Origin of the sequence: Marinicrinis sediminis, assembly GCF_042685085.1 — a bacterium.
Classification (GTDB): Bacteria; Bacillota; Bacilli; order Paenibacillales; family KCTC-33676; genus Marinicrinis; species Marinicrinis sediminis.
Genome location: NZ_JBHUMM010000043.1, coordinates 758448 through 784785 on the forward strand (window position 1 = coordinate 758448; position 26338 = coordinate 784785).

30 protein-coding genes are annotated in these 26338 nt (G+C 49.6%); 6 read left to right on the forward strand and 24 right to left on the reverse strand.

What is annotated here, in order from left to right; genetic code table 11:
• Window positions 1–73 precede the first annotated feature (73 nt).
• Genes ACFSUC_RS17315 through ACFSUC_RS17345 form a run of 7 tightly spaced genes read right to left on the reverse strand, consistent with a single transcriptional unit; the run spans window position 74 to window position 5208 of the window.
• Entirely contained in the window at window positions 74–328 is a 255-nt protein-coding gene (locus ACFSUC_RS17315) for an acyl carrier protein (protein ID WP_379930904.1), read from the reverse strand.
• Window positions 325–1392, reverse strand: a complete 1068-nt coding sequence (locus ACFSUC_RS17320; protein ID WP_379930905.1) for a hypothetical protein — start codon at window positions 1390–1392, stop codon at window positions 325–327. The genes ACFSUC_RS17315 and ACFSUC_RS17320 overlap by 4 nt, the downstream gene beginning before the upstream one ends.
• Window positions 1389–1829, reverse strand: a complete 441-nt coding sequence (locus tag ACFSUC_RS17325) for a holo-ACP synthase (RefSeq protein WP_379930906.1) — start codon at window positions 1827–1829, stop codon at window positions 1389–1391. Before ACFSUC_RS17325 ends, ACFSUC_RS17320 begins: the two co-directional genes overlap by 4 nt.
• Entirely contained in the window at window positions 1820–2635 is an 816-nt protein-coding gene (locus ACFSUC_RS17330; RefSeq protein ID WP_379930907.1) for a phytanoyl-CoA dioxygenase family protein, read from the reverse strand. The genes ACFSUC_RS17325 and ACFSUC_RS17330 overlap by 10 nt, the downstream gene beginning before the upstream one ends.
• The gene (locus ACFSUC_RS17335; protein WP_379930908.1) at window positions 2626–3480 is read right to left on the reverse strand and encodes a winged helix-turn-helix domain-containing protein; all 855 of its coding nucleotides are present in this window, start codon (window positions 3478–3480) and stop codon (window positions 2626–2628) included. Before ACFSUC_RS17335 ends, ACFSUC_RS17330 begins: the two co-directional genes overlap by 10 nt.
• Complete coding sequence (locus tag ACFSUC_RS17340) at window positions 3473–3748, reverse strand: phosphopantetheine-binding protein (RefSeq protein ID WP_379930909.1); 276 nt, start codon at window positions 3746–3748, stop codon at window positions 3473–3475. Before ACFSUC_RS17340 ends, ACFSUC_RS17335 begins: the two co-directional genes overlap by 8 nt.
• Window positions 3749–3795: 47 nt before the next feature.
• Entirely contained in the window at window positions 3796–5208 is a 1413-nt protein-coding gene (locus ACFSUC_RS17345) for a class I adenylate-forming enzyme family protein (protein ID WP_379930910.1), read from the reverse strand.
• A 188-nt stretch (window positions 5209–5396) separates the two neighbouring features.
• Between ACFSUC_RS17345 and ACFSUC_RS17350 the strand changes: the two genes are divergently transcribed.
• Genes ACFSUC_RS17350 through ACFSUC_RS17360 form a run of 3 tightly spaced genes read left to right on the forward strand, consistent with a single transcriptional unit; the run spans window position 5397 to window position 8004 of the window.
• Window positions 5397–6380 (forward strand): 3-oxoacyl-[acyl-carrier-protein] synthase III C-terminal domain-containing protein, encoded by a 984-nt coding sequence (locus ACFSUC_RS17350; protein WP_379930911.1) that lies wholly within the window; start codon window positions 5397–5399, stop codon window positions 6378–6380.
• 34 nt (window positions 6381–6414) lie between these two features.
• Window positions 6415–7479 carry a hypothetical protein gene (locus tag ACFSUC_RS17355; RefSeq protein ID WP_379930912.1) on the forward strand — a complete coding sequence of 355 codons (1065 nt, stop codon included), beginning with the start codon at window positions 6415–6417 and terminating at the stop codon, window positions 7477–7479.
• 15 nt (window positions 7480–7494) lie between these two features.
• Window positions 7495–8004 (forward strand): chorismate pyruvate-lyase family protein, encoded by a 510-nt coding sequence (locus ACFSUC_RS17360; protein ID WP_379930913.1) that lies wholly within the window; start codon window positions 7495–7497, stop codon window positions 8002–8004.
• A gap of 124 nt (window positions 8005–8128) precedes the next feature.
• On the opposite strand, the gene ACFSUC_RS17365 is transcribed toward ACFSUC_RS17360, so the two are convergent.
• From ACFSUC_RS17365 to ACFSUC_RS17400, 8 genes are all read right to left on the reverse strand, one after another.
• Window positions 8129–9142 carry an SDR family oxidoreductase gene (locus ACFSUC_RS17365; RefSeq protein WP_379930914.1) on the reverse strand — a complete coding sequence of 338 codons (1014 nt, stop codon included), beginning with the start codon at window positions 9140–9142 and terminating at the stop codon, window positions 8129–8131.
• A gap of 21 nt (window positions 9143–9163) precedes the next feature.
• Window positions 9164–9541 carry a VOC family protein gene (locus tag ACFSUC_RS17370; protein WP_379930915.1) on the reverse strand — a complete coding sequence of 126 codons (378 nt, stop codon included), beginning with the start codon at window positions 9539–9541 and terminating at the stop codon, window positions 9164–9166.
• Between the two features lie 57 nt (window positions 9542–9598).
• Window positions 9599–9853, reverse strand: a complete 255-nt coding sequence (locus ACFSUC_RS17375) for an acyl carrier protein (protein ID WP_379930916.1) — start codon at window positions 9851–9853, stop codon at window positions 9599–9601.
• A 168-nt stretch (window positions 9854–10021) separates the two neighbouring features.
• Complete coding sequence (locus ACFSUC_RS17380) at window positions 10022–11230, reverse strand: glycosyltransferase (RefSeq protein WP_379930917.1); 1209 nt, start codon at window positions 11228–11230, stop codon at window positions 10022–10024.
• A gap of 10 nt (window positions 11231–11240) precedes the next feature.
• Window positions 11241–12005: an NTP transferase domain-containing protein gene (locus tag ACFSUC_RS17385; RefSeq protein ID WP_379930918.1), complete on the reverse strand. Its 765-nt coding sequence runs from the start codon at window positions 12003–12005 to the stop codon at window positions 11241–11243.
• Window positions 12002–12382, reverse strand: coding sequence for a 5' nucleotidase, NT5C type (locus ACFSUC_RS17390; RefSeq protein ID WP_379930919.1), 381 nt, complete (start codon window positions 12380–12382; stop codon window positions 12002–12004). The genes ACFSUC_RS17385 and ACFSUC_RS17390 overlap by 4 nt, the downstream gene beginning before the upstream one ends.
• Window positions 12383–12454: 72 nt before the next feature.
• Window positions 12455–13408, reverse strand: coding sequence for a hypothetical protein (locus ACFSUC_RS17395; RefSeq protein WP_379930920.1), 954 nt, complete (start codon window positions 13406–13408; stop codon window positions 12455–12457).
• A complete protein-coding gene (locus ACFSUC_RS17400) occupies window positions 13401–14228 on the reverse strand; it encodes a sugar phosphate isomerase/epimerase family protein (RefSeq protein WP_379930921.1) in 828 nt (275 codons plus the stop codon). The genes ACFSUC_RS17395 and ACFSUC_RS17400 overlap by 8 nt, the downstream gene beginning before the upstream one ends.
• Before the next feature lie 207 nt (window positions 14229–14435).
• Here ACFSUC_RS17400 and ACFSUC_RS17405 point away from each other — a divergent pair, with 207 nt between their 5' ends.
• Entirely contained in the window at window positions 14436–15353 is a 918-nt protein-coding gene (locus ACFSUC_RS17405) for a hypothetical protein (protein ID WP_379930922.1), read from the forward strand.
• 154 nt (window positions 15354–15507) lie between these two features.
• Here the strand turns inward: ACFSUC_RS17405 and ACFSUC_RS17410 are convergent, their stop codons facing one another.
• Window positions 15508–16308 carry a hypothetical protein gene (locus tag ACFSUC_RS17410; RefSeq protein ID WP_379930923.1) on the reverse strand — a complete coding sequence of 267 codons (801 nt, stop codon included), beginning with the start codon at window positions 16306–16308 and terminating at the stop codon, window positions 15508–15510.
• Window positions 16309–16338: 30 nt separating this feature from the next.
• Window positions 16339–16938, reverse strand: coding sequence for a helix-turn-helix transcriptional regulator (locus tag ACFSUC_RS17415; protein ID WP_379930924.1), 600 nt, complete (start codon window positions 16936–16938; stop codon window positions 16339–16341).
• Between the two features lie 283 nt (window positions 16939–17221).
• Here ACFSUC_RS17415 and ACFSUC_RS17420 point away from each other — a divergent pair, with 283 nt between their 5' ends.
• Entirely contained in the window at window positions 17222–18028 is an 807-nt protein-coding gene (locus ACFSUC_RS17420) for a phytanoyl-CoA dioxygenase family protein (RefSeq protein ID WP_379930925.1), read from the forward strand.
• A gap of 224 nt (window positions 18029–18252) precedes the next feature.
• Here the strand turns inward: ACFSUC_RS17420 and ACFSUC_RS17425 are convergent, their stop codons facing one another.
• The 7 genes from ACFSUC_RS17425 to ACFSUC_RS17455 form a co-directional block, all read right to left on the reverse strand.
• Window positions 18253–18642: a VOC family protein gene (locus ACFSUC_RS17425; RefSeq protein ID WP_379930926.1), complete on the reverse strand. Its 390-nt coding sequence runs from the start codon at window positions 18640–18642 to the stop codon at window positions 18253–18255.
• Window positions 18643–18803: 161 nt separating this feature from the next.
• Window positions 18804–19925 carry an aminoacyl--tRNA ligase-related protein gene (locus ACFSUC_RS17430; RefSeq protein WP_379930927.1) on the reverse strand — a complete coding sequence of 374 codons (1122 nt, stop codon included), beginning with the start codon at window positions 19923–19925 and terminating at the stop codon, window positions 18804–18806.
• Window positions 19922–20770, reverse strand: coding sequence for a phytanoyl-CoA dioxygenase family protein (locus tag ACFSUC_RS17435; protein WP_379930928.1), 849 nt, complete (start codon window positions 20768–20770; stop codon window positions 19922–19924). The genes ACFSUC_RS17430 and ACFSUC_RS17435 overlap by 4 nt, the downstream gene beginning before the upstream one ends.
• A 21-nt stretch (window positions 20771–20791) precedes the next feature.
• Window positions 20792–21136 (reverse strand): VOC family protein, encoded by a 345-nt coding sequence (locus tag ACFSUC_RS17440; RefSeq protein WP_379930929.1) that lies wholly within the window; start codon window positions 21134–21136, stop codon window positions 20792–20794.
• 183 nt (window positions 21137–21319) lie between these two features.
• Entirely contained in the window at window positions 21320–21838 is a 519-nt protein-coding gene (locus tag ACFSUC_RS17445; protein ID WP_379930930.1) for a GyrI-like domain-containing protein, read from the reverse strand.
• Window positions 21839–22120: 282 nt separating this feature from the next.
• Window positions 22121–23638 carry a hypothetical protein gene (locus ACFSUC_RS17450; RefSeq protein ID WP_379930931.1) on the reverse strand — a complete coding sequence of 506 codons (1518 nt, stop codon included), beginning with the start codon at window positions 23636–23638 and terminating at the stop codon, window positions 22121–22123.
• A 66-nt stretch (window positions 23639–23704) separates the two neighbouring features.
• Window positions 23705–24829, reverse strand: coding sequence for a DMT family transporter (locus ACFSUC_RS17455; protein WP_379930932.1), 1125 nt, complete (start codon window positions 24827–24829; stop codon window positions 23705–23707).
• 122 nt (window positions 24830–24951) lie between these two features.
• Between ACFSUC_RS17455 and ACFSUC_RS17460 the strand changes: the two genes are divergently transcribed.
• Window positions 24952–26292, forward strand: coding sequence for an aminotransferase-like domain-containing protein (locus ACFSUC_RS17460; protein ID WP_379930933.1), 1341 nt, complete (start codon window positions 24952–24954; stop codon window positions 26290–26292).
• The last annotated feature ends 46 nt before the right edge of the window (window positions 26293–26338 follow it).

A 26338-nucleotide genomic window follows, 5' to 3' on the forward strand; every position in this document is an offset into this window, starting at 1 on the left:
CAACTATATCTTCTCATGTTCAGGATCAAATCTCTCAGCTTTTCCACAGCATATCCTCCGTGGTTTGTTGTGATCATGACGACGATACGTAAGGGCTGACGAGCGCCTTGATACTCTCCACATTGCGAAAGTGCTCCAAATAAATGGACTCATCCTCAATCTCGATATCCAATGCCTCTTCCAGCGCTACGACCAGCCGGATAAACGTCATCGAATTGATTCCCAGTTCCCACAAGTTGGATTCCGCCGTAACCGTGACAGTCGAAGGCAATATCTCCTCCAGACAGTTCATGATCCGTTCTTGCAGCTTGTCATCCTGCATGCTCATCTTCCTTTCTCTCCTGTACGATTGGTCTCGGTCTGCCAGGGGCTCATGCGTACTTGGATCAGATGCTCCATTAATAAAGGAACAGCACGTTTTTCCTGTTCATAGATCAAATGAAAATGCTCACTAAGCTGACGCACATAATGGATCTCGCCCGTTTTCTGATACTTGAAGGAATCGATGCGTACTTGCATCAACTGCTGTTTGGCCTTCTCATACAATCGCTGACAGGCCTGCAGCAGTTTGGAAGGGTTGTTCGCCTGCAAATAATGCAGTCTTCGCAGCATCCATTTTTTGTGCTGGACCATTTTCACAATGACGATGTTCCAGAAATGATATTCGCGCGGGTCCAGCTCCCGCCCCGCGGCGACTTGTGCGAAATAATCTGACATCGCCTCGTTGACCGGATAGCCATTAGCAAACATCTGGACGCTACCTTTCTGAATCCCCACTTTTCCTCGATCCAGTGAAAAATACAAACTGCTCGCTTCAAAGTTCATATCGCGATGGTTCTGGACCGTAATCGCAGACAGTGGGAATCCATAGTAGGCAAACCACTGCTGGGCATGCAATTCCTCCTGCAAGATCGTCTCAAATTCCCGTCTGCACAATTCATAGGAAAGATGGATCGGCGCGTAGGAACGTCCTTCCACCTCAAACGCAATCATCTGCAACAATTTTCGTTCATCATCAAATCCATAGATGATCGCGTCATGCACCATATCTTTTTGTTCATACAGATTGGACCCCGGAATGTGTTTCCAATTCAAATAGATGACGACATACTGATCCCGCATAATCGCTTCGCGGATAACCGCAATGCAGTCACGACCTTCACAGGGCAGTGGTTCTTCCTTCAATACGGGGGCATACAGGTCAAGATGCTCTTCAAATCGAACAAGCGGAAAACGAAACGACGCTTCGCAGCTTAGTTGCAAATTGACAAAATGACCCCATGCCCATGGTTCTCTCTGTGCATCTGCCAGTAAAAGGCTCAGTCTGAAATTATGATAGCATTCTGTCTCAAGACCCGGGTTGGCATGAATCGGCAATGTTTTTCGGATCATGGTGATGCCCCCGTTTCGTTATGGGTGACCGCCACGATATAGGCCATTGCCATGTCAGCGGAATGGGAAAGACTAAGGTAAAACGCAAGACCCCTTGCTTCACATTGTTGCTTCAACTCTCCATACAGATTCAAACAAGGCTGTCCGCCATTCGCATGGCAAATTTCAACCTGCCGGAATGGAATAGGACCTTCCAGCAGCCTGCTCACCGCTTTGTAAAACGCTTCTTTGGCCGCCCATCTCGCTGCAAAATGCTGCTCCGGCCTTCCCCGGCTTTCACAGTAGCTAATCTCAGCGGCCGTAAACAGCGAAGGGACAAAGCGAGACTGCCTGTCCATCGTCTGCTTCAGGCTCGATATTTGCTGGATGTCACAGCCTATTCCTATAATCGTATGATGACGTTGTGCTGCTTCGTGAACCTCCACCCCTATTCCCACTGAAAATCCCCTCCCACTCCGCTCCAGGCCGATTGTTTCAAAGATGTCCGTCTTTTTTGCAAGTTGAGTCTGCGACGAACCCATTCTCCGTCCCGGTTGCGCAGCGACCGATAGTTCAGAGATACTTTCTCTACACGTTCACTCGTAAAATGCGTGACATGGGCCTGCCTGAAATCATGCCTGGACTTGTTCTCCACGGAGCCATGCAGCAAATTGCCGTGAAAGGCCACAATATCTCCTTTCTCCGTCACGAGTGGCAGCTTCTGAAAACCATCGGGAAGCGCCAGTTTTTCACCGTATTCCGCGTCGCTTTCCTCAATGGATTCCGGAACCATCAGTCCCAGCTTGTGAGAACCGGGAACGACATACAGTCCTCCATTATCAGCGGATGTAGCACTCAGACTTAGCCATACTGAACAGGTCGAGACGGGCTCTGCCCCTACACTGTAATTGTCCTGATGCATGGGCAGTCCTCTCGTTCCCGGCCCTTTGAAGTAATAGCTCGTCGATATGGCGAGTGCAGCCTCTCCGATCAGGGCTTCGGCGATGGCAAACATCTGATCCGACAATGCCTGTTCTGTAATGTCCGAATGGGTAAGATGGTAATCCCGAAGTCTCGGGAAAAGACTTTCCAGCGGTCGCTGTTCATCCTGTTTGATTACGCCATCCAGGACAAGCTGATGCCATAGACGATGAAAGGCCCGATTGATGTCATCTGCCTTTTCTGCAGACAACGCCTGTGACAACACGACATATCCCTGCTCATCAAAATGGTTTTTCTGTTCTTGCGAAATGATCATTTCCATCGTTCAACCTCCTGCTTCCTGTCCATCCAATCTGAACCTTCATCGTGAGGATATCCTTGCTCATATACGGATTCATCGAGGTCACCAAGCCAATACCCCATGCCTTTCCTGTGCTGAATGAACGACCCTTGTCCATTACTAGAGGACAATTTTTTTCGCAGACGATAAATATACTGGCGTACCGTATCACTGCTGGCATACTCATCCCATACGGCCAGACGAATTTCTTCCGTCGAAACAAATCTGCCGCGATGCTTCAGCAGCAGACAGAATACTTCCCATTCCCTGCCCGGCAACATATTCAGCTTGCCCTTGTTCCAGACGGCATGCAGTTCAGGTTTGACCACCACCTCTTCTTGCAGCACCCATTCCTGACGGCTTTTGCGCAAAGTCATGAGCAGGTGCTCCCACCAGACGGCCATTTCCAATCCCGGTTCAATCCAAAATACCTCTGCACCTTTGCGGGAATATACCGGATAGATCCCCTGTCGGCCATGTATCGCTGGCGTGGACAGTCTGTCCGATTGGGTGGCATTAATGGAAGAGGGATGATGGGCTGGTTCCGCACTCACGGGCAAGCTTAATACATACAGGGTCAGATATTCAGAGACAGGCAATTGGTCTGACAAGAGATCGATATTCTCCTGAATGTCCTGTATGTCCTGAATCTCCTCATTCATTTCCCAGACCATGCCATTGATTAGCGACCCGGTTTGTTTCCAAATCTGGGCTTCTTCCAGAGAGCGGGCATACAGGAGTGAGACACCAGCTGGCAGCGCCTGGATGAGTGAACCGACCAGATAGGGTTTTACACCTATCAATCCAATGACCATTCCTTCATGCAAGGTCTTCGCCCTCCTCCCCATCATGACTCGTCTGTGGAATGCCCTGGCGGACAAGTGCAGATTCGATCATGTCAATAAAATGCTGCAAAGTGGGCAGCTCATGTTCGCCAAGTTGCTCGATATCGATATCCATATCAAAGCAGTGCTCCAGTTCGAGGAGAATACGCATCCAGACAATCGAGGAAATGTTCAGTTCGTCTGAGACTAGCGGGACATCCATGTCAATCTCATCCAGTGAGAGGGAGTGTGAACGGAATACTCGGCTCATTTCCCTCCTAATAAAATCTTTGTGTGTGTGCAACGTTCCTTCACTCCCTATTCACCGTCTGTTTCACCCGCAGGTGCGTGCTTCCAGCCGCGATGGATCTTCTCAACCTGTATCCATTCATGTGGAATCTTGTAGCTTGCCAGCTGTGCACGCAGCGCCTGCTTCAGCGCCGGAACAGACATACTCTCTGTGGCAACGAATTCCACCACAATCCGCTCGCCGTGCAGCGAATCCGCTGTCCCCCATACTCTCGCGTCCTGAATGGAAGGAAGGGAACGACACACTTCCTCGATCTCCAGGGGGTAAACTTTGCGACCCGCTACATTGATAAAATTAGGGACACGTCCAAGCAGAACCAGTTGTCCATCCCTGATCTCAGCCAGATCATCTGTTTCATACCATCCGTCTTCTGTACATGGAATCATCTGATTCCCCTCCGTGTAGCCAAGGCACAGGCTCGGGCTCCGAATGCTCAGTCTTCCACTGGCAGCCAGTCGTGCTTCTATTTGCGGCAGCAACGCCCCCACATAACGGGATGGATGGCGGTGATAGTGATGACAGGATTCAGCTGCGATGGCGCCGGTTTCCGTACTGCCATACAGCTGTAACAGACGAACCTGAAATCGCTCCTGAAATCGTGCCGCGGTTTCAGGCTCCAGTCTGCCGCCCGCACAGATCGCGGCACGCAGCGAATACAGTCCACCGCATTCCTTCAATCTGAGATCATTCATCAGCTGGATCATGACAGGAACGGCAAGCAGCAAGGTGGCCCTCTCCGTCTCCACCATCTGGTATACCTTTCTTGGAGCGGGGTGTCTGCAAATGATCAACGTTGCGCCTGCCAGCATCGCGGCAGCCAGCCCACCGGACAATCCGTACAAATGGTTCAGGGGCACCGTAACCAAAACCCGATCGCCTGCATGATAGCCAAACCAGCGGCGGTACTGGTTGCCTTCCCGTTGCAGGGTGAGAGATGAATGACAGACCGCCTTGGATTGGCCCGTACTGCCCGAGGTCAGCAAATACAGCTCACCAAATCGGGGCTTCTCCCGTTTCAGCCATTCCCTGCGGGTCTCCGGGGACGTGGGACTTGGCAGATATTCGCTGTACATATGAAGATGATCATCTGTGTCGTGATATAGCGACGACCATTTCTCATCAGGTATAATCCAGAGATCTACGGGACAGGTGCGTTCTATCCGCATGAGATCGGCACGTGTTTGCTTGTCATCTACTGGCAAGACCGCAATGCCATCGTCCATCAGGGTCATCAGGATCAAGATGGCCTGGGCACTCTGATCCATCATCAACCCGATTCGATCCACATGTAGCGGCAGGGACAGTGCAAGTTCTTTTAACATCTCGCAGCATGCGGCATACGTGAGATCGCTTGTCCCATCACGGATGGCAATCCGGTCCTGTTCCTCATGTCTGCTCAGTACACTTAGCCAATCCCCCATTTGCAGCTCCCTCCTCTGTTGTTTGGCTTCATTATAAAATGATCCCGCATTCGGCAACTCGGCTTTGATTGGGTCTGCCTGTCAAACGGTCATGCCTGATGTACAAAAAGGTCACGTACCATTCATGGACAAGCGGTCATCCACACGATACATTGAGAGCAATCCGGGTGGATAAGGAGTGAGCATGGATGAGCAGAACGCAGGATATCCCTGTTGAAGACAAAAGCCAGCACGCTTACGGTATAGTCGATACCGCATGCTATGTGCCAGCAGAGCGAATCCGTTTATCCGATATGCAGGCAGAGCTTCAGATTAGTCCGTCAGAACTGCACCGCTTAATGGACGAGCATGAACTGGACACCATTGCAGTGGAAACGAAACACAACGTGGTAGAGATGATGGAGCAGGCTGCCAACGAACTGCTCACCAGACATTGGAAGATGGCAGACAGCATTGACTGTATACTGTACACCCATACGTTCAATCCGCTTGCTCCCTTTTTATATGATCCCCTTGCCCGCATCCAGCAGCGATGGCCGTTATCCCATGTTCCAGTACAAGCATTGACACAACTAAACTGTGCATCTATGGATCTGCTTTTTTCCGCAGCTAGACAGCGATTTGAACGAACAGAGGCCCGTTCCATTCTGCTTCTCGCCGCAGATAAAATGTACATGCCGAACAGCCGATATTTGCAAGACAGCACCGTTTCTGCTGACGGAGCGGCTGCTGTCCTGCTCAGCCGGCAACAGCCTGTCAATCGGCTCCTGGCTTCCTGTGTGCATGCTGAAGCGTCTGTGTATAACAGTGTCAGATCGAGCCCGGAACGTTTTGCCTGGTTTCAGCAAACCTTTTCCTTCGGGCTGATCAAGCTGCTGCGTCGAACAGCTGCACAGGCCCAGCTTGACCTGAGTCAGTTAAAATGGATTTTCCCGGCCAATGTAAATGAAGGAACCTGGCGTCGGGTCAGTGAAGGCAGCCAGTTGCCGCTGGAACGCTTTTATTTTCCTCTGCTGTCCCGCATTGGCCATGCCCATAATGCCGATCCGATCCTGAACTATCAGCACGCGCTGCGAAAGGGGGTGCTTCAGGATGGAGATTACTATGCTACGCTCTCTGTCGGGATGGGCAGCACATTTGGCTGCTCCATTTTCCAGCACAGTCACCATTAGCAAAGGGAGATGGTAGAGAAGGGAGATGGTAGAGATGGGATATATCTCACTGCTTTCTCCCTATGTGAAGGAGAAAGATAATCTGACGTCAAGGCAGGGCAAGAAACAAAAGGTGCGGCACATCGATCAGCCAATGGTCGAACTACACAAGGAATTTGGGATCTCTCCTGTCTCGTCAGGTTATCCCTTTGCCATGCAAGAGGACCCGGAGGATGAGGGAGTAGCAGCAGAAACCAGTTCTTCGTTGACTCCGTTTGCAGATATCGAGGGGAGTGCGGCAGAATTCGCCTATCTCGCAGTAAAACAATTACTTGAGCAGGAGCCCGCGCTGGCCTCTCATGCCCGGTCGCTGCTATATGGCTTTGTTACAGCAGAGTCAAGCTATTTCCTCACCCCTTGCCTGTTTCTCAAGCAGGCGTTTCACCTCAGACAACTGACGCCTTTCGCCATCAGTCACAGCGGTGCCTCGGTCCTGACAGACGCGATACAAATGCTGGAGCATGACTTACTGCCTGCAACGGCTTATGCAGCCGCAGAAGTGAAAGAATGGGTTCAGGAAGACAGTGCAATCGTCGTATTATGTGATCGGATGCAGGCACCCCTGCCCAGACAATGGCATCAGCGATATCCGTTTGGAGGCAGTTCCGTTGCCTGCAAGTGGAGCAGGTCATCAGGTGACTGGTTCATCCGTTCCTGGAAGCTTGACTTCTGGCCGCTCCCTTCCCCTAATCCTTACCGCTGGAGCCTTAATGAGGAGATCAGACAGGAGCAATACCTGATCACCCGAACGAAGAAAACACTGCAAGCTTGGATGCATGCCGCAAAACCAGAAGTGAATCGAATTCGCATCGCGATCGTTCAAGCCGTGAGTGCGAACTTCATCGAGGAAATCCAGCAGTTGCTCAGTCCCATACCGGTCTACACACGATTGCAGCAGCCCAGAACCAATCTGCTGAGTGCAGATGGCCTGATTTCCCTGTCTGAAGCTCAGCAGCACATCCCGTTTCAGCCAGGTGACCAGGTCCTGCTCATGATGGCGGGCCCTATGCAACATTGCAGCCTGTTGTTGCTGGAGGCCACTGACAAGGTATCATTCTGAAGGAGGAAAACGTGGATGGAAGCAAATCTGAACATGTCCGCAGCCGTTACCCGCATGCTGCTGAACAGCGATGGTTCCACGACCCAGCTTCTCGAAAGTTTGCTGGACACACCACTCTCCGTTCGTGTCCAGATGGAACAGTGCTGTCCGCCTGACAAAGCTCCCCCCTTGATCCAAAAGGTCCTGGAGCTGAAAGACGAGCGCACGGTCATGCTGAGACGATCCATGCTGGTAACCGCTAGCGAAGAGTGGATTTCACAAAACGTCGTCTGGATCTGCCACATGCGCTGTCCCGCCTTCGTGGATCGATTGCACGAGGAAGAGAAGCCGATTGGCAAGTTGTGGAGTGAAGGTCGTTTTTCCGGATTTCGAAAAGGGCTCGGTTCTGGTGTGCGCCAGGTAGAAGGACATTCCTGTGCCGTACTGGCGTCGTTCAAACATTACCTCATCTATCTGGAGCAATCTCCCGTTATGTATGTACGTGAAACCTTCAACCCGAAGTATGTGGCTCTGCCTGAGCTATAGTTCACGCAGGCAAGTATTCGAACAAGTTACGGCATCATCAACAAAAAGCTGTTCCCCGGGCCTTAACCCGCCGGAACAGCTTTCATGGTGTGTATCCATTTTTAGACGGAGATGAACGTTCCTGCTATTGCGACTGCGTTGTTCTTTCCAGCCACTCTTTCAACAGCTTCTGTTCTTTCTTCTCCGCCAGTCCTGCATAACGCATTTGATCAACGGGCCTTGTTGCATCCCAGGAGAGAATATCCCGGATGGTTTCCTGCAATGGTCGGAATCGAAGTCCCTTCGCTCTGGCTTTTTCATTGCTGACGGCCAAATAGTAGGTCATATGTGCCGTCTCTCCCTGCTTCGGATTCCAGAGTGGTAGCTCGTCCCACGGAATCACTTTCTTCTCCATCAGGAAATCGCTGTCTGCATAAATGAACTTGGCTTCCACATCCGTTACCTGCCGGCAAGTCTCCAGCAGTTGCTGCATCGTCAGGGGTTCGTCCGGTCCAGTCGCATTATATACACCGGTCTCTTCGTTCTCGATCATTCGAATCGTCCATTCGGCCAGATCACGTACATCAATAAACTGAATCGCATCATCCGGATTTCCGCCAACCAGTACGTCCCCACCCCGTTTCATACGTGTCGGCCAGTACGTAAACCGATCCAGCGGATCTCTCGGACCCGCAATCAGGCCTGCACGGATATACAGACCACGCTCTGGAAAGTAATCCTCAACCGTTCGCTCACACAGTACCTTGAGCTCATCGTAATAGCTGCGCACATCTTCATTGGTAGGGTCATCCATCTCGCTCACTGGATACGTCTCATCCACACCCGGATTCAGAAAATCCTGATAAACGGAAATGGTGGAGATAAAAATATATTGTTTAACCTGATCCGCCAGCAGTGCTACGGAAGCCTTGACGACGCGCGGCAAATAGCCGGACGTATCAATGACAGCATCCCATTGTCTGCCTTGTAATGCAGTCAGATTTTCCATGCGATCGCCGATCAGCTTCTCGGCTTCCGGAAAGGCATCCGGGTCTGTCTTCCCCCGATTGAATAACGTCACTTCATGACCCGCATCCAATGCGGCCTTCGTCATATGATACCCCACGAACATGGATCCGCCCAAAATTAACAGCTTCAAGCTCATTCTCCTTCCGTACGCTTATTCTGCTTCCGGCCAGCTGACAATGCCAATCCGGTTGCCATCAGGATCGATGACCTCGAACACAAGCATGGAACCGGTATCTATCATCTCCGTTACTTGCAATCCTTTTTCCTTCATATCCGTGTAGCGCGCCATCCCGTCAGGCGTATATAAGTTAAAGGGCATATGCTCCATCGGTGTCACTTGCTTGACTTCATACAGGGTAATCCAGGGGATGGGATCATTCTCCGCTCCCTTTAATTGCAAGGAATAATATTTCCATTTCGTATCCTTCATCTCCAGGGACATCCCCAGATGGGTTTCGTACCACGCACTTGAAGCTTCTACATCTGTAACAGGCAGAAAGACCGAATCCAATCGCTTAAACAGACTCATTTCAATTAACCGCTCCTTTATTTTCGTTATGGTTTCTTTTCCTTTCGTCATGCACGACTAGCTGGACTTCAGCTCAAAAATGCAGACGGCCAGACTCTGTACGGTAGCCAAGTGCTCCGGTTCCAGCTCTTCCATGTCAAATTCAATGCCACACCGTTGCTCCAGCTCCAGCAGCAATGTGACAATACCGGATGAATCGATTCCCAGTGTCTCATAGAGCGCACTATCTGCTGATATATCATCCGGTTGCTGGGATACTTCTCTCGCAATCACTTCCTGGACGATGCGGATACAGTCTGCCAGTTCTTTCATTTCAACCCTCCTTTCCTTCCATTCCCTTCACGCATGGCTCACTTTCTTCTTCTCCGAGGCGACCGTCGAACTGATGCTCTTGGTATGTTGCTTGCCTTTTCATCATATCGCGTTGACCTGTGCGAAGGCTTGGCATATTGGGATTCAAAGTCGGCTAAAATTGCGATCTTACGAGCGATGTACATTGCGTTTATAGATGAGCTTTACTTTGTCGCTGACCTCTTTCGCTCCCCGGTAACCTCTGCGCAATACGGCCTTTCGCAGTTCCAGCGTACGATCCTGATAATGATCATCCAGCATGTATCGACTCAATTCATACAGATGTGCGGATGTAAACGTATCTGGCAGCATATACTCGGCAATGCCAAGCGATGCAGCCTGTCTGGCATTGAATTCTCTTTCCGTCTGGGTCGGTATGATCAGCGATGGCACCCCGCTCATCAAGGCAGACAAGCAGCTGCCATGGCCGCCATGATGGATAAACAAATCTGCCTTGCCCAGCATTTCTTCATTATATGAAGCGACGATCTGGATATTTTGCGGAAAAGCAGTCGAATGATGAAGAGCGGGCGGCAGCTTCTCATCGGTCGCCAGGATCACATGGACAGGGCGGTTGCCGAATGCCTGCACGACAGCCTGAACCAAACGGTTGCCAGATGCCCCAGCCGCATCCGTCATTCTGCCCGGATAGACCAGGATGACAGGCCACGGTTCCTGAAACGGGCGCAGCGAAGGGCTGTCTGTATGCAAGTCCATACTGATCGGTCCTACAAATTGAACACTGCGATCATGAAAAGGGTCCAGTTCAGGGATACTTGGCACCATATCCAGATCTCCCCGATTGCACTCTTCCATTCGCTCGATCGGCGGCAACTGGTAGCTGCGCAGAAGATCATTGAGTACAGGAACCACCTTGGGAATATTGCGAGGGGTTTGAGTCCAGTAGTTGAGGGGTTTGCCACTTGCATGCAGACACGACTGCGTCAGGGAAATGGAAGGAATACCGAGTACCTTGGCCGCAATGAGGGTATGTGGACTGAGATCAGCAATGACGACGTCAGCTTCCAGCTTCTCAAGCATGTGTATGCGGTGCTCAATCCATGAGGATAAGAAATGACGATCCAGCAGGCCCTGCTGGGCATAGTAATGATCCAGATGATAAAAATGCGGCTGTTTGGGAAGAAGAAATGCAGCTCCCGGCATGGTGGGATCGGTATCCGCTTCGTGCCGGAATCCCAATCGTTCAATCCACATCTGGCTGGAAGGTCCGTATACACTAAAGGTCACCTTCATCTTGTTTTGAACGAGCTGTCGGGCAATCGGGACCGTGCGCAGTACAGGGCCCATACCTCCGCTTAATCCGATAAAGACGTGCATCTTGCATCCCTCACCTTCCGTCTGATTTTGAATGATTGTGAATCCATTGCACAAAGGCTGTCCGTTCAGAAGGAGTTCCGATTGGATAGCATGCCTTGGCGAGTACGATCTCAAACTGATGGCCTTCTTCAATCAGCCAGTTGTACAGGGGGGCAACATATCGCTCACTGCCCGTATCTGAATCCCCTGTCGGGGTCGCCCTGGCCTGCTCCGCAGCCGCTACAAACCATTCAGCCTGCTGAAAATGATAAAGTCCTGTGGTCGCATACGGCGAAATCACTTCCTTTTCCCGTAAACGGTCAATCCGTCCGCATTCGTTCACTTCTGCATAGCTGTAGCCGGGGCTATTGGATTGAAATACCGGAACGATGCCGGATACAGCCGGATTGACCTCTCTCATCCGGGACCATGCCTCGGGATGCAGCTGCATATATGTATCGCAGTTGTATATGCATAGAGGGGCTTGCATATCCAGTCGATCTCTGGCCGCCAGCACGGTATCCGCCTGTCCGTCTGTCAGTTCGGGGATCGCGATAATCTCTGCGTGGGGACAGCCGGAGTGGATGACCTGTTCAACTCTTCCATCCTGAAGATCTGCTTCCAGACAAATGACGAAGACTTTCGCTTGCGGCAGTGCAGGCTGCAAACTCTCCATCGCCCAGTGCAGCATCGGTTTGCCCGCAGTTTCAATGATCAGTTTGGGGGCTTGAAAGCCTTCCCTGCGAAATCGATGCCCAGCTCCTGCCGCTGCAATGACGATATTCATCGGCTTCATGTGGTCTCCCCCCTTTCACGATCATCGGCTTCACGCTTAGCCAGTGCGTCTCTGACAGATGACCAGTCACGGAAGGGATGAGCGAGATCATCAATATATACATGACCATACGGCTTGCCGAATACGATCTCGTCATAGGGGATGCCGTGCCTATCAAGCCAGGACAAGGTGATGTCCCCGACATGAGCTAACACACGACCGACATTGCCCTGCTGCGTTCGCATGTTTCGAGCCGTATAAATGATGATCTCATGCCCTTCCTCTTTCAACTGACAAATGGTATGAATCGCTCCGGCAATGGGCTCCACATCGGCATAATCCTGATCCGGTCTTCTCAACTTGCAAATCGTACCGTCCAGATCGATGACTATTCTCATCGCTTGTTTACCTCCCCACTTATTCCCAGCTTGACCACCTTACATCCCGTATCCACCTGTCGTATCGGGTTTCTACAGCTCGTCCAGCGCCAGCAGCAATTTCCTGGTACCCAACCCATACATCATCAGCTGTCTTTCCGGTGTATCGCGATGCAGGGGAATCATGGACAAAAACAGCAACGCCTCCAGGCCCCTCACCTCAGGTGCCAGAAACCCGCATCGCTCATCCCAGGCCACGATCCAGCTCTGATGTCTGGGTTGCTGGTGCAATTGGGCATGCAGACTCGCGCACGTTTGCTGGACATGAAATCGATCTGTCATGATATGCTCATACCCGCCGACACTATGACGAACTTTAGCCAGATCATAGCGGACATCTCCGTATATCCCCGCAGCTCCAAAGCTGCCGCGCGGATCAATGAGCTTCATTTCCTGCGGCTCTCGCCCCATGAGTAAATTCGAAAAGCAAAAATCTCCGTGTATGATCCGTGCGAAAGGTCGTTTCAGCTTGTCCATCAGATACGAACCTTCTTTTTCGAGCAGCCGCAACGGACAAGGAACAGCATCCCCGTTCAGGCGCCATTCTCCCCGCTCATAATTTGCAGCTGCCCAGCGGCTTTGCGTTAACCACGTCTGAAGGCGTTGCACGGTCTTGTCCACATACATCTCCTGTATAAAGCGTGTCGGAAATGGCGCTGGATAACGGTAGCAAGCAAATGCGTCCAGCACCTCTGTCAGACGATTGAATATATGATCGATCATCGTCAGTGAATGCTGGGCTTCCATATACAGATCATGCACAGAGGGCAGCATAACCCGCTCCAGCCTGACATACACATTCCCTTTTGACAGGCTGTAGCTGATGATGTCGGGCAGATACGAATGCAAAGCCCTGGGCAATCGTAAATACCACATAATCTCATTTCTCAGTTTCTCTTCATCCTGGCTTCGTTTCGTGATGGTCCGTCCATTGTCATCTACGATGACCTGATTGAAGCAGCGGCTTGGCATGGATCTTTCATTCATGGCAGCATGCCTTCCAAGAGTGCAACAGCGCTGCATCCTGTCGGAGTTCCTCGGGCTCGGGTGGCTGATTGCGTTCATATTCCAACGTTAACCATTTGGCACTGGATTGTGCGAGTTGCCTTGCAAAGGCTCGTACGTCCTGCAAAGGCGCATCCCCGGTGCCCATCGAACAGCTTTCTGTCAAACGATGATGATGGTGCAATCGGTCACCTTGCCTGTGTGTGTAATCCTTCACATGAATCATGTCAATGTAAGACGCATAAGTCGATAGAAAGTCTGGAATGTCGATTCGGGCTTCTGCCAGATGGAGAAGATCCGGAAGCAGTCTGATGATCTCCCCGGCCCCCTCGATCAGGTCCTGAATATCCTGGAGGGTGAAGATGCAATGACCAAAGTGCGGGTGAACATGTACCGAAATCCCATTATGCTGGTATCGCTTGGCGATTTCTGTCACCATACGAAGTTGATGCTCCCGTTCCTGTACATCCCGTTTCTTCGAAAAGCGAATTCCTGGCCCCAGCACGACGTTGGGGATGCCAAGCAGGTGAAGCAAGGCAGCAATGCGATCATGATGGAGGTAAATTTCTCTGCGTTTGCTCCAGCTGTCAAAATGTCCGAATTCATAGACGGCAAGAGGTGTCAGGTTCCATTTCGCAAATAGCTCCTTGCCCCTTTCATGCGTCTGTTCAAATGGAAGGATCTGTCTGCTTCCCAGCTCGACGGCCTCTATGTTGCCATAGCTGGCTGCCTCCAATCCTCTCTCAAGCTGATCTCCCCAGATGGCAATCTGACAGGCTGTATACAGGCTTTGATCACTCATAGCATCCTCTCCTAATCTCAGATGTCCTGCGCAACCCCAATGTGGACTTGACCCATTCTGTCTGTTGTGGCTCATTGTATCACTGGCCTATTTGTGCCTCTCGGCTTTTTATTTTTCTATCCGGCTGGTTGCAACAAAAGCTGAGTGATCTCCCCCCTCATTCATTATGATGTTCGAGAACGGGTGGAATGGAGAGGAGAGGATCGTGTGCATCCACAATTAAAATTGCATATTCGCATTCGATGGGCCCTGATCGCGGCTGCGATCGGCATCTGTATCGCAGGATTCTGGAATTACCATGTGGTGGACGGGATCGGCAAGGACTGGGTGGCGGGCAGCACCATTGGAGACACCGGGCAGCTTGCCGGATCATTCGGTGATCACGGCTATGGATTCGGCTTTTTGTTTGCAGTCATTGCAGGTCTGGCTGCTACTTTTACCGCCTGCAACTGTGTTGTTTTCGCCATGATGCCCGGGCTGGCCTGCTCCAGCCGTACTTCGATCAAGAAGACGGCCATACGCGCCTTGCTCGTATTTTCAGCCGGCGTCATCCTCGTCTGTGCCGTGTATGGGGGATATATCAGTCTGCTGCGTACGGAACAAATCGTGGCGATGAATGAACGATCGGTCCGTCTGGCTCAGGCCCAATGGGTATTTTCTTCCATCGGACTATTCATGCTCATTTGGGCCATGATTGCACTTGGTTTTCTTCACAGCCTTGTCAAGCGGTTGCCTCGTGGCCTGGTGACTTTTTTCAGCCGACCGGATACGAAGGCCGGTGTGATGGGAATGCTGGTTGGGTTGTTTACGATCGGGCGACCCTTTCCCGTTTTTCGGGATTTTCTGACTTACGCGGCAGAAGCCAGACAGCCTCTGTATGGGGCAGCCGTCATGAGCCTTCAAGGATTGGCACAGATTGCGGTCATGATTCTCCTGATGCTGGTTCTGATCTGGATCGCTCGTAAGCCTCTTACACGCTGGCTGCAAAACAAGCCTTATCAGGCGGAGCTGATCAGTGCGCTGGCTCTCACCGGGGGCGGTGCGTACTTCCTGTTCTATTGGGGGCTTGCCCGATGGTGGGATTTGGGAGCTTGGGGATTCAAGCTCGGCTGGTACGCGTTTTAGGCAGGATCAGAGAGGTTCATCCCTGTACAGACTGCATCATCACTTTCATTAAATCGACCAGATCATATAAAGCGAGGCCTCGTACCCGTTCGAGGCCTCGCTTTATTTATATCTGCCAGCAGCTCATCCATAAAAGGAAACCATGGCATCCGGTTTAGGCAGAAGGAAGGGTTCGTTCTCTCGTCATATACCAGCGGTAAGGAATACCGATCAGGACCGTAATGATAAACGCCGCGTAAAACAAGGAATTGGTCACACCATAAACCCTGAGCAAGGCGTCCACTCCAGCAATACAGACCGCAATCCAAACACGGGCATAGGGACTGGATGGTGTGGTTTTCGGATCGGTGAGCATGAAGAAAACAAACAATTGGAAGGAAGCGCCCATCATGGGACCCATGGAATAGTAAATCGGCTCATCTGCCCAGATATGGCGCATCCACGCAAATACCGAAAAGCTTGCCACAAAAGCAGCGACCGTATCCAGTCGATTTGCGGACCAGGCGGCGATAGCACCCAGTACCAGCATCAGGATCATAACCTGAATGTCGTTGGTCCATTGCTTGGGTGTGCTCACCACATACTGCGGCAAGAAGAAGAGCACACATACGACCGCCACATTATTGGGATTAAATACATGTCTGCCGCCCAGTCTGAACATATATTTGGCTGAAATCGCCAGCACGGAAGCGAGCACATACGGCCAGATCAGAAAGGAACTCAGTATGAGGCTGATGCCCATCCCGGAGATGAGTGCACTTAGCGGAAATTTCCATGATTTATGTATAAGACCCGAGAGGACAAACTCTACAGCCATAGCCGTTCCAATCGCAGCAAAAAATGCATCCCATTTTTGAAAAAAGTCCAAAAATAATTGACCCGTTAATACAAACGTAAAGAGAAACAGCAATATAAAATATCTCGGATCGATTTGTTTGCCATTCCAGCTCTTCAAAACACTCATCTCCTTCAGGGTTGTGATGAATTATCTGGCTACAGGGACGGGTGCAGACATTCTGCGATAAGCAGAAGGAGTCACTCCGACCAGTCTTTTGAATACACGAGAAAAATGGGTCAGGTCGTTATAGCCAACGCAGTAGCATGTATCGGTAACCGAATCCCCCTGGTCAAGCAGTCTTTTGGCTCTCATAATTCGTTTTTGCATGACAAATTCTTTGAAGCCAATTCCGATTTGTTTCTGAAACAGTCTGGAGTAATGATATTTGCTGACAAACATGTGGTTGGCTACAAGCTCAAGGGAGAGATCATTGTCACACAGGTGGTCTTCGATGAAGGGTAGTGAATCGGATATGAGGCCATTCGTTTGTGCAGGGTCAGTCGTGGTTGAATACGTGTCGATCCAATAGTTCAGCAGCTGGATATGAATATCGTTTACCTTGGTCAGGACCAGTGTCGGACAGTTAGTGTTCAATTTGTATACGTTCCAATCTTGGGTGAAAGACTCTTTTTCAGTCAGAAAGGCAATGAAATGATAGGAAGATTGATTGATTAGCTGGAGGATGCTTTGAAAACAGTCAGTCACGGCTAGTTTGGATTTTTTTGAAATCTTGTTTGCGATATTCACATCACCTGAGCCTCCTTTGTTTTGAACGATTACGAGTACATTCAAACCAATCACCCTTTCTCATCATCATTCATGAAAAGATTTCATGTAATTTTATCTTACCTTCCTTTCAAATTGACCTGTTAGGAATATGTTGTCAGATATTAGGTTTTTGTTGTCAATTCATACAAGAAATCTGGAAAGAGAACCTCTTTTGACAAATAAAGTCGAGCCTCTCCTCTTTCGTTGTCGTATGCTTGGACTAATCTTGAGAGCGTCCCTGGAAAGGAATGATGGTAAATTCATGAGACGATTACATGCGGAGGAAAGAGCTCATTTAGATGAAAAAGGGTATGTCGTCATTAAAGGGTTGTACAGCGAAGATGAAGTCCGCGACATCCGTCATGAGTTTGAGAAAGAGTGGATGGATCTGATCCGGGATCAGACTTTCACGCAGGAAAAAGCGCGCCCACTGACCAGCCTGTTCTATCCGGTCCGGGATCGGCATCTGGTCAATGAACGATTGAAAAAACTAATGCTCGATCCGCGCAATTTTTCCCTCATTGAAGATATTCTGGGCGAAGAACCTCTGGCTGTCGGGACAGGCTGCTTCTACAAGGCGCCGGGCGCAGAAGTGCTTCCCTTTCACCAGGATAATTATGATATTGGCGTTACGCCCGGAACGACCTGGGCGGTCTGGATCAGCCTGGATGAAGCCACGAAGGAAAATGGTGCGCTTCGATTTGTGCCTGGTACCCAGCAGATGGAGCTTCAGCCCCCTCGGCTGCCCGCGCACATCTCCACCTATGGACAGGCTGTCAGAGTGCCGAAGGGATATGTGATCGATGACGTGCCTACTTCACCAGGGGATGCGGTGCTGTTCAATGGCCAAATCCTGCACGGCTCCAATGCCAATCAGACATCGTATCAGTTTCGCAGAGCCTTTGTTACCCATTTTACAAGCATTGAGGTCAAGAAAGTGTTCGTTCATTACAACAGCCTTTTTAACCGGCACGGAGAGATCGTCAAACGTAAATTGAACAAAGCACACAAGCTGCAATTCGAGAAGCCCTTTCTCCGTCAACAGGATCGCTCTACATCAAGCCCATAATGCTTCGCTGCCTCCTCCTCCTGTCTCCTTTTTCACCGGGTCAGGAGGTTTTTTTATTTCTGCTTGTGGTACAGACAGGTACAGAGAGATACAGACAAGTACAGAGAGATACAGAGAGGCGTAAACTTAAAAAGACTGCCCTGTCCTCTCATTGCATGCGAGAAGACATGGGCAGTCTAGATTTCATTCACGCCCTGTTGAAGGGGGTGATCATGTGGCTTCGATTAGCGAAGCCCCTGTGTGATTTCCGGACATTGAACGACCGTGTTGATGTTGCCGTCTGGATCTCTGAATTCGAAATAGATGTACTCCATGCTCGGTCCAAACTTGCGGATGTGTGTATCACACTCGATGCCTTGCTTCATGAAGTACTCGTAAGACTCTTCGATGTTCATGACATTGAAGCTGAGCAGGGAATGCTGGCCGCCCACCAGATGGTTTTCATCTACGATCGCCAGCATAGCGCGATCGGCACTGGAACCAACTTGCAAACGCTGTACACAACTGTTGGAATAAACCAATGGCAGGTCGAACGTTTTGGAATAGAATTCTAACATTTTTTTCGGGTTTTTCGTTTTCACGAACACATTATCGATATACTCGAATTTAGACATGGAACAATCTCCTCCTCGACGGTAGTTGGGTTGAATGACGTCCCCGGAAAGCCAATCTGATTGTCACTCAACATCCCTATCATCTCATTAATCCCAGTCGCTTCCTCTGTTTTTGGTAACCAGTCTTTCGTCTTCTCATGCGACTCGGATCGGAACCAGATTCAGGCTTCACATCGCAATCGAAGTGCTTCCGGCCACTGTTTGCGCTGGTTTCCATGTACAGCTACAATAGCCTGCAACCAGCGATCAATGCCAAAGCCCGTGCAGCCCGAATGTACTTCCCCGTAGCAGGATTGCACCCCGAAGCTGTTGCACAAAACATGTCCGCACAGATTGAATGAAGCAATGGAAAAATCCGTATTGTCATCCAATTGGAATCGCAATTCATATTTCAACGCACCGGATGACTGAAAAAACATCAGGGCATGATCTTCATGAAAATAAAAAGGATCTGTAGCCGTTTCCACGTACCCGCGCAGTCCTAGTTCCTGAAACCAGCTCCAGGCATCCTCGATCAGTTGATCCCGCATGTCGGCGACCGGCTTCCCTTCCCCGACATAGACAATCTCCCTCATCCTGAATTCCCGCAATCTGGAAGGAGATAAACGACCCCGATGCTCGTGCCGATAGCATGGTCCTTCTGCGCTGAATAGCTGAAGCCCTTCCTCCTGCTGTACAGTGGCCAGTTCATCGTAAACATGAAAACAGAGACAGGGCTGCAAATACAGATCACTGCTCTCAAAGGCAGATTGAACTTCCTTCGTTTGCAGCCACAGCGCGCGGTAATCAGCCAGCTTCTGCTCGTCATGCGGAATTTCCGAGAGGCCGTATACATGCTGGGGAAAATGCTCCAGATATCCGCTGCGCGCCATTTGATCCCGGGAGAAAAAAGACGGGTATCTGCGCAGCTTCGCCCCATGCTTCAATGCGAGTTCTCGAAATATCCCGTCCAGCGCATGCTCCAACAGCACCAGGTCATGGGTCAAGTGCAAGCCACCGCTAGGCGTGTGCGTCGCCATCGAAAAATGAGAGGACTCCGGCCGTTTATCGCGATTGTCCCGGATCACCGATTTGGTAGCGAATCGATTCTGCAAGCTCTTCTTCATAAACGCGGTCAGCTGATGATTCATCTCCTCAACTTGTTCTCCTTGGTAGGCGACCTCGATCCCATGTTCGGTCAATCGAACATCCTCAATGTCTTCGGACAAATAGTAGACGGAGTCAAGGATTTGCCGGGCTTTCTTTTTGTCTCTCTCCTTGCTTAACGGGTAGAACATGATCATCGATCCGTAACTCCTTTTATAATTTGATCATAAAAAGAAGCATCCTGATAATGGAACACGGACTGTTCCATCTCCATAATTTTGGCCTCGGTATTCAGTTTTCTGCGCACTCTTCTGCCATCCTTCCCGACTAGTTGACCGTAGTTCAGGGTGATTTTCTCTGTACGGGCTGGAGCGAAATGGGTAACGAAGGAACGACGATAGCGATGCTCGCTCCGGTTTTTCGTAGATCCATGATACATATTGCCATTAAAAAAAACGACGTCTCCCGCTTCGGTTTCAATCTGAATTTTCTCATATCCCTCCGGCACACGCAGCACCTCAGAGCCATAAGCATCACTACTGCCCGGCACCACTTCGGAGGAGACGAGTGGCAGCTGATGGGTACCAGGGACAAATACGAGACTCCCGTTTTCTGCATTTGTCGCTTCCATGCTCACCCACATGGCATAAGACGTACCCGGCGATACCCCGATATGATAATTATCCTGATGAAAACCAAGTCCGCGTGAGCCTGGTGGTTTGTAATAATACCCGCTTTGAATGGCCAGCGGTTCTTCGCCAATCAGACTTTCAAGCAAGGAGATCGCTTCCGTTTTCAACATAAATGCGGTGATCGTCCGGTTGCCACGATGGAAATCTCTTAGCCGGTTGGGGTACAGACTGGTCAAAGGTTTTTCCGGATTTTGCAGAATTTTCCCTTCCGCAAGTAACTCAATCCAGATCTTTACATATTCCTTACTGAGCCTGTCGAGCTCGTATTGTGTATATACGCCTTTTTTGATCAAATAACCGTTCTCTTGAAAGAACTGCTTTTCTTCCGCCGTCAGTTGTGCCGCGCTCATCCCGCGTCCTCCTTTCTTTCCCTAATAATGACAAACATTGAACAGATGGCCTTCTACATCCGTGAAGTCAAACATTTGCACCGTTCCGTAATCCCGAATGGGGCTCGTTTTGATCCCGTTCTCTGTCATCACCTGATGCGCATGCACAATGTTAGGAGTATACAAGTTCCATATTGGAAATGGATCGGGCACCACGTCTTTCTGGACGAGCGTAATCGTGGTCTTGTCACCTGCACGAAAGGCAGCAATCAGATCAGTTCGCCAGATCACGGACAGCTTCAGCTTGCTCTCATACCATTGAACAGCACGTTCAAAATGTTTCACCCGTATAAATACCGTGTCCATATGTTGAAACAGAGCTTCCAAAGATGATCCCTCCCTCTCTTTTCATCATCCTCAACCGTGGTCACTGCAGTTCGCACCATTCACTCCGAATTGTAGCATCGCGATACGTGCACCACTCTGCCAGGATTGTGGAATGTTCGGTCTTAGCGGGTCAAAGGCATAAAAAAAACGCTCCTGCCTGGTTGGCAGAAGCGCTGCATCTGGTTATGATGCTTGAACCGGAAAAAAGATCTCAAGTTCATTGTCTTCGGTCTCTTTATCATCCCACTTGTGATTCTCCCCATATTCTTCAATCCGATAGCCTTCCTGATCAAACGGAATATCTCCATCGCCAGAAATTCGGGAAAATAACTCCTGGTAAAAGGACATGATGTCATTCATCGATCCTTCATAGTGAAAATGCAAACAAGACTGTGTCGGAACATCCAGCTGGATAAAAGATTCAGGCGGCTTCTGTTCACCGAAGCTCTCCTCTTTTACCAAAACATACACGGTATGATCATCTTCCATACTGGATATTTTTTCTGGTGGGGATATGCAGTACAACAGTGGCTGGCTCTCCATTTTGGAATTGGCTTTCACTTGCTTGAGCACATCGTCCTTCGCTTCACGAATTTTCGTTCCGAGCTCGGAAAAAGGAGCCACAACCTTATGTCCCACTCCACGAAACCCTTCTTTTTTTCCGGGAACACCCTGAACACCTGTAACTGTTACTTGTTCCACTCCGCATCCTCCTTCAGAGATTGTGAATACTTCCATATCCTACATTCTACAACCTGGCTTCATTTCCTTCCTTTTCATCGCAAAGATTTGAAAAAGAGGGCCATTTTCCCTTTATTAACCATTTAGTTGGCCTTTGAAACCACTTTTTGACGTATAAGAAATGGAATCAACAAATAAAAAACAGCCTGTCGTTTATGAGCAAACGTCGACTGTTCTCCTTACATTCATATCTCTATCCGATCACGTCTTTATCAGTAAATGCGATAAGCGCTACATGTATGCCTATATCTGAAATTGATCGATCATCGGTTGGGGGTCCAGTGATCGAAACATGGAATTAGCCAGTAACTGTGACCATGCCATGGAGGCTCCCGGCTTCCAGATGGCATCCTTCAATTCGTGAAGGGCTTCCACGCTCGTCCAGTCGGTATAATGCGCCGCCAGTGACTGTTGGAATTGAGAGGCTGCAATTTCTCCGAGCAGATAGGAGTAGTACGTCCCTGGGAGCGTCGTATAGTAAGGGAATGCAGCCCAGTACGGATGGTTCCAGTCATCCGGGCGCTTCACTCCCTGAATGTCCTCAATCGTATCCCACCACAGCTCGTTCGAAGGGATGTCCTCATTCGCATACCATTTTTCCTCGAACGTAATGGCTGCAAGCGTGCCATATAATTTGATCAACCGTTCATTTTTCCATTCCCTGTTGTCTACGCGGCAGATTCGTTCAAACAGCATCGCCGTTCCCTCACTCAAGAAGGTATGTGCGGGGCGACGAAGCAGAAAGGGCAACTGAGGATCACAACTTGTCGCATAGAGGCCATGTCCAAGCTCATGCAGCAGCACTGTCAGTCCATGGATATCCGCTGTCAGATTGCATGCGATACGAACATCTTGATCGCGATCAATAGACAGACAGAAGCTGGCCTCACTTTTGCCCGAACGCGGATGAAGTTGGGCGTTGTCCAACAGTGTATCAATGGGGATCTGACGGGCTTCAAACCACTTCCGAAGCCGTACAATCTCGTCTGACAGCTCCATTCGCTCCGTGAAAGGACTGAAGCTGGCTGATTGAAGAAACGGATCTTCGTAATGCCAGGATCGTAAATCCGATGGAAGAATCCCGAATTTGGCAGCTCGCAAGTCATCCCATTGCGATTTGATTTGGTTATGTGACGAATCAAGGGCTGTTCGCAGCGATTTCATCAGATTTTGAATGAAAGACGGGTCCATTTCTTCATTCACGTATTTCCATTCTATGAAGTTGGCATACCCTTTTTGTCGGGCCCAGCTGTTTCTGAGCGCTCTCAGTTCGAGCAATCCGGCTTCTACTTCCTGCCCCAACTTCATAAACGCCCGCCACAGCTTCTCTCGCTTCTCCTGATTCTGCACGGTCTGAAGCAGCAGCTTCACTTCTGACTTCGTCAAATGACCCCCATCCAGTTCCGTCCGATAGGTAGAGATTCGAAAATTCAAATCATTCCATAACGCCGCCGTTCGTCTCCGCAGCTCAGTGTCACCAGTCACTGCATCCATGTCCAGTTGCAGGACATGAAGCTGACGCCTTGCAGATGCCGTCAACGCATGCTTATGGGAATGCTCTTCCATCGATTGTTGCCAAAACGGTGATTGCAACGTATGTTCATACTCATGTTCCAACGCTTCGAGTCGATGTACGTCTTCCATATTCCCTGCCGTCAGCACCTTCCACAAACTATCCATCATGGCACGATGACGAGCGTGCAGCGTGTCATTTACATGGGACAAAAAAGAATCTGCTTGATCCGTTGATCGCAAAAACAAGGCGCAGCCTCCTTCGCACATCTTTTCCTTCTTATCCTTCTTTTCTTTTGTCGTTCGTCTTCGCGTTTATCTTCTGTCTTCATTATTATCGTCATTTTTTCTCTGCCGACCTTCTGTTTGTGCTTGTGCTTGTGCATGTGCTAGAGATAAGCGTACCGGAAGAAAAGATGGATGGCTCGGCTTTTGCTTCTTCCTGCGGTTGGTTCCGATTACCCCGATCATGATAGCAGCGGCTCCGATTACATGATACAGATAAAAACGCTCATTCAAAATGACCACCCCGGCTGTAATGGTCACGAGAGTCGCGAGATGATTAAATACACTCATCTTCGATGCTTCAAGGATGGACAGGGAGTAATTGGACAAATAAGCGGTTACCGGAGACAGCAGCCCGAGATAAAGAATGGCCGTCACAAATTCAATATGTTTGAAGGGCTCAAAAAAGGACATCAAACTGCCGTTTCCCACGTGCATGCCGATGGCTGTCGTGTTAAAGCCCACAAATCCGATCCATGTCATACTGGCTACCAGCGACCACTGTGAGACTCTCTGAGTGACTCTGCGCGCCAATACGGCATATAGGGCAGCTGAAATGGCAGATAACAGAATTAAACCACTCCCCATGTAATGATTGAAGGGGACATCTGACCCTTTCATCCAAAACATATATCCGACACCGACAGCTGACAAACTGATAAAGAACAACTGTGATAGCGTGGTCTGTTCCTTCAAAATCAATCTGGCAAGCAGGATCGTCCAAACGGGCACCAAGGCATGGATGAGTCCAGCTTCTGTTGAAGAGGTGTACATCAGTCCAAATCCCTGGAAGGAAAAAAACAGAAGCGGGAAACAGATGGCCAAAGGCAGAATGGTTAGGAAGGTATTCAGATCTGGCCATACCTTTCTCCTTGTCAGGACAGCTACGATTAAAATGCCGCACCAGGCCGCAGAAAAACGATGCGCGAGTATATCCGTCGGACTCGCAGTCGTTAAAGCCATTTTGACAAACAAAAACGAAAATCCAATGATGAACGCATAGCTGACCGCCGCCATATAGGCTTTCTTACGTTTGCTGGATTCGCAGCTCTTCGCGGGATCTGGACTCGGATGCTTTATTTGTATCTCATGTATCTCTTTCGGTTGCTGTATGCTTCGTATCTCTTTCCCTTTCGTGTGCTTGATTTTAACCACTTGCACAACTCCTTCACGTATCATTCGGGCCCGTGCATCAAGCGTATGATAAAATAAAAGGAAACACGATACGAAAATGATGCATCTGTACCGATACAGATAGACAAGGGAGAGCAACCGTCATGCATAAATATGAAAAGATGGCTGACCAGCTTCGTCAACTCATTGAGTCCGGTCAGCTTCCGGCCGGTGCGAAGCTGCCTTCAATCAGAGACTTGTCCAAACAGTTCACGACCAGTAAGAGCACAGTGCTGGCTGCACTTGGAAAGCTGGAGGACAAACATCTGATCTATGCGATACCTAAAAGCGGCTATTACGTCGTTCATCATCCTAAACCCGTCTCGTCATCCCCGACAGATGTCATTGATTTTGCAGGTTCGTCGCCGGTGTGGCATGACTTCCCATATTCGGATTTTATGCATTGCATCATGAAATCGATCGATACGTACCAGGAGGATTTGTTTCGATATGGGACACTAAGTGGTCTTCCATCCTTGATTCAGGAAGCGAAGAAATTGCTTCAGACGTATCAGGTATTTGCGCATGAACGCAATCTATTTATTACGCCAGGTGTACAGCAGGCGTTGTCGATTCTGTCTATTATGCCATTTCCCAATCATCGCTCCACGCTGCTGGTCGAGCAACCTGGATACCACTTATATATGGATATGATCCATACGTACCCGTTACATGCAGTAGGTATCCGTCGATCTGTCTCTGGCATCGATCTGGATGAGCTGGAGCAACTGTTTAAGCGCGAAAACATTAAGTTTTTTTATACCATGCCCCGTTTTCATAATCCATTGGGTACCTCCTATTCCAATCATGAGAAAAAAGCGATTCTCCAACTCGCCCATAAATACGATGTGTATATTGTGGAGGATGATTATCTCGCAGACTTCGAATCTGATCGCAAGCAGGACCCTCTGTTTGCCCTGGACACAGAGGAACGAGTTATCTATCTAAAGAGCTTTTCCAAAATCATGTTCCCTGGCCTTCGAATCGGGATTGCTGTATTGCCGTCATCCTTATGTAAAACCTATCAATCTTTTACACTTGCCACACATATCGACAGCTCTATGATCTCGCAAGCTGCCCTTGAACTCTACCTGAAGAGCGGCATGTTTGAGCGCTATCGCACACAAGTGAGTCAGGCATACAAAAACCGGGCTGTCTGTCTGCAACAGGCGCTGGATACGTATCTACCCCAGTATGACAAGCCGTCAGAATTAAGTATGAACAGTCATGTTGTCCTTCCCAGAGAAATCAATACCCGTTCCCTCATTGAAGATTTGCGTCAGCAGCAAGTTTTGCTGGAACCGATTGACCCGCATTATCTAAACGGATTTTATCGAGAACGCCTGTTAAAGCTCCATGTATCTAATGTAGATCCCCTTCAAATAGAAGCAGGTATTGAGAAAATTGCACAGGCATTGACCCGATCCAAAAACCTCTTCACGTAAAAACACACGTACACGAACCGGCCGTCCGTGTACGCGTGTGCCTGGC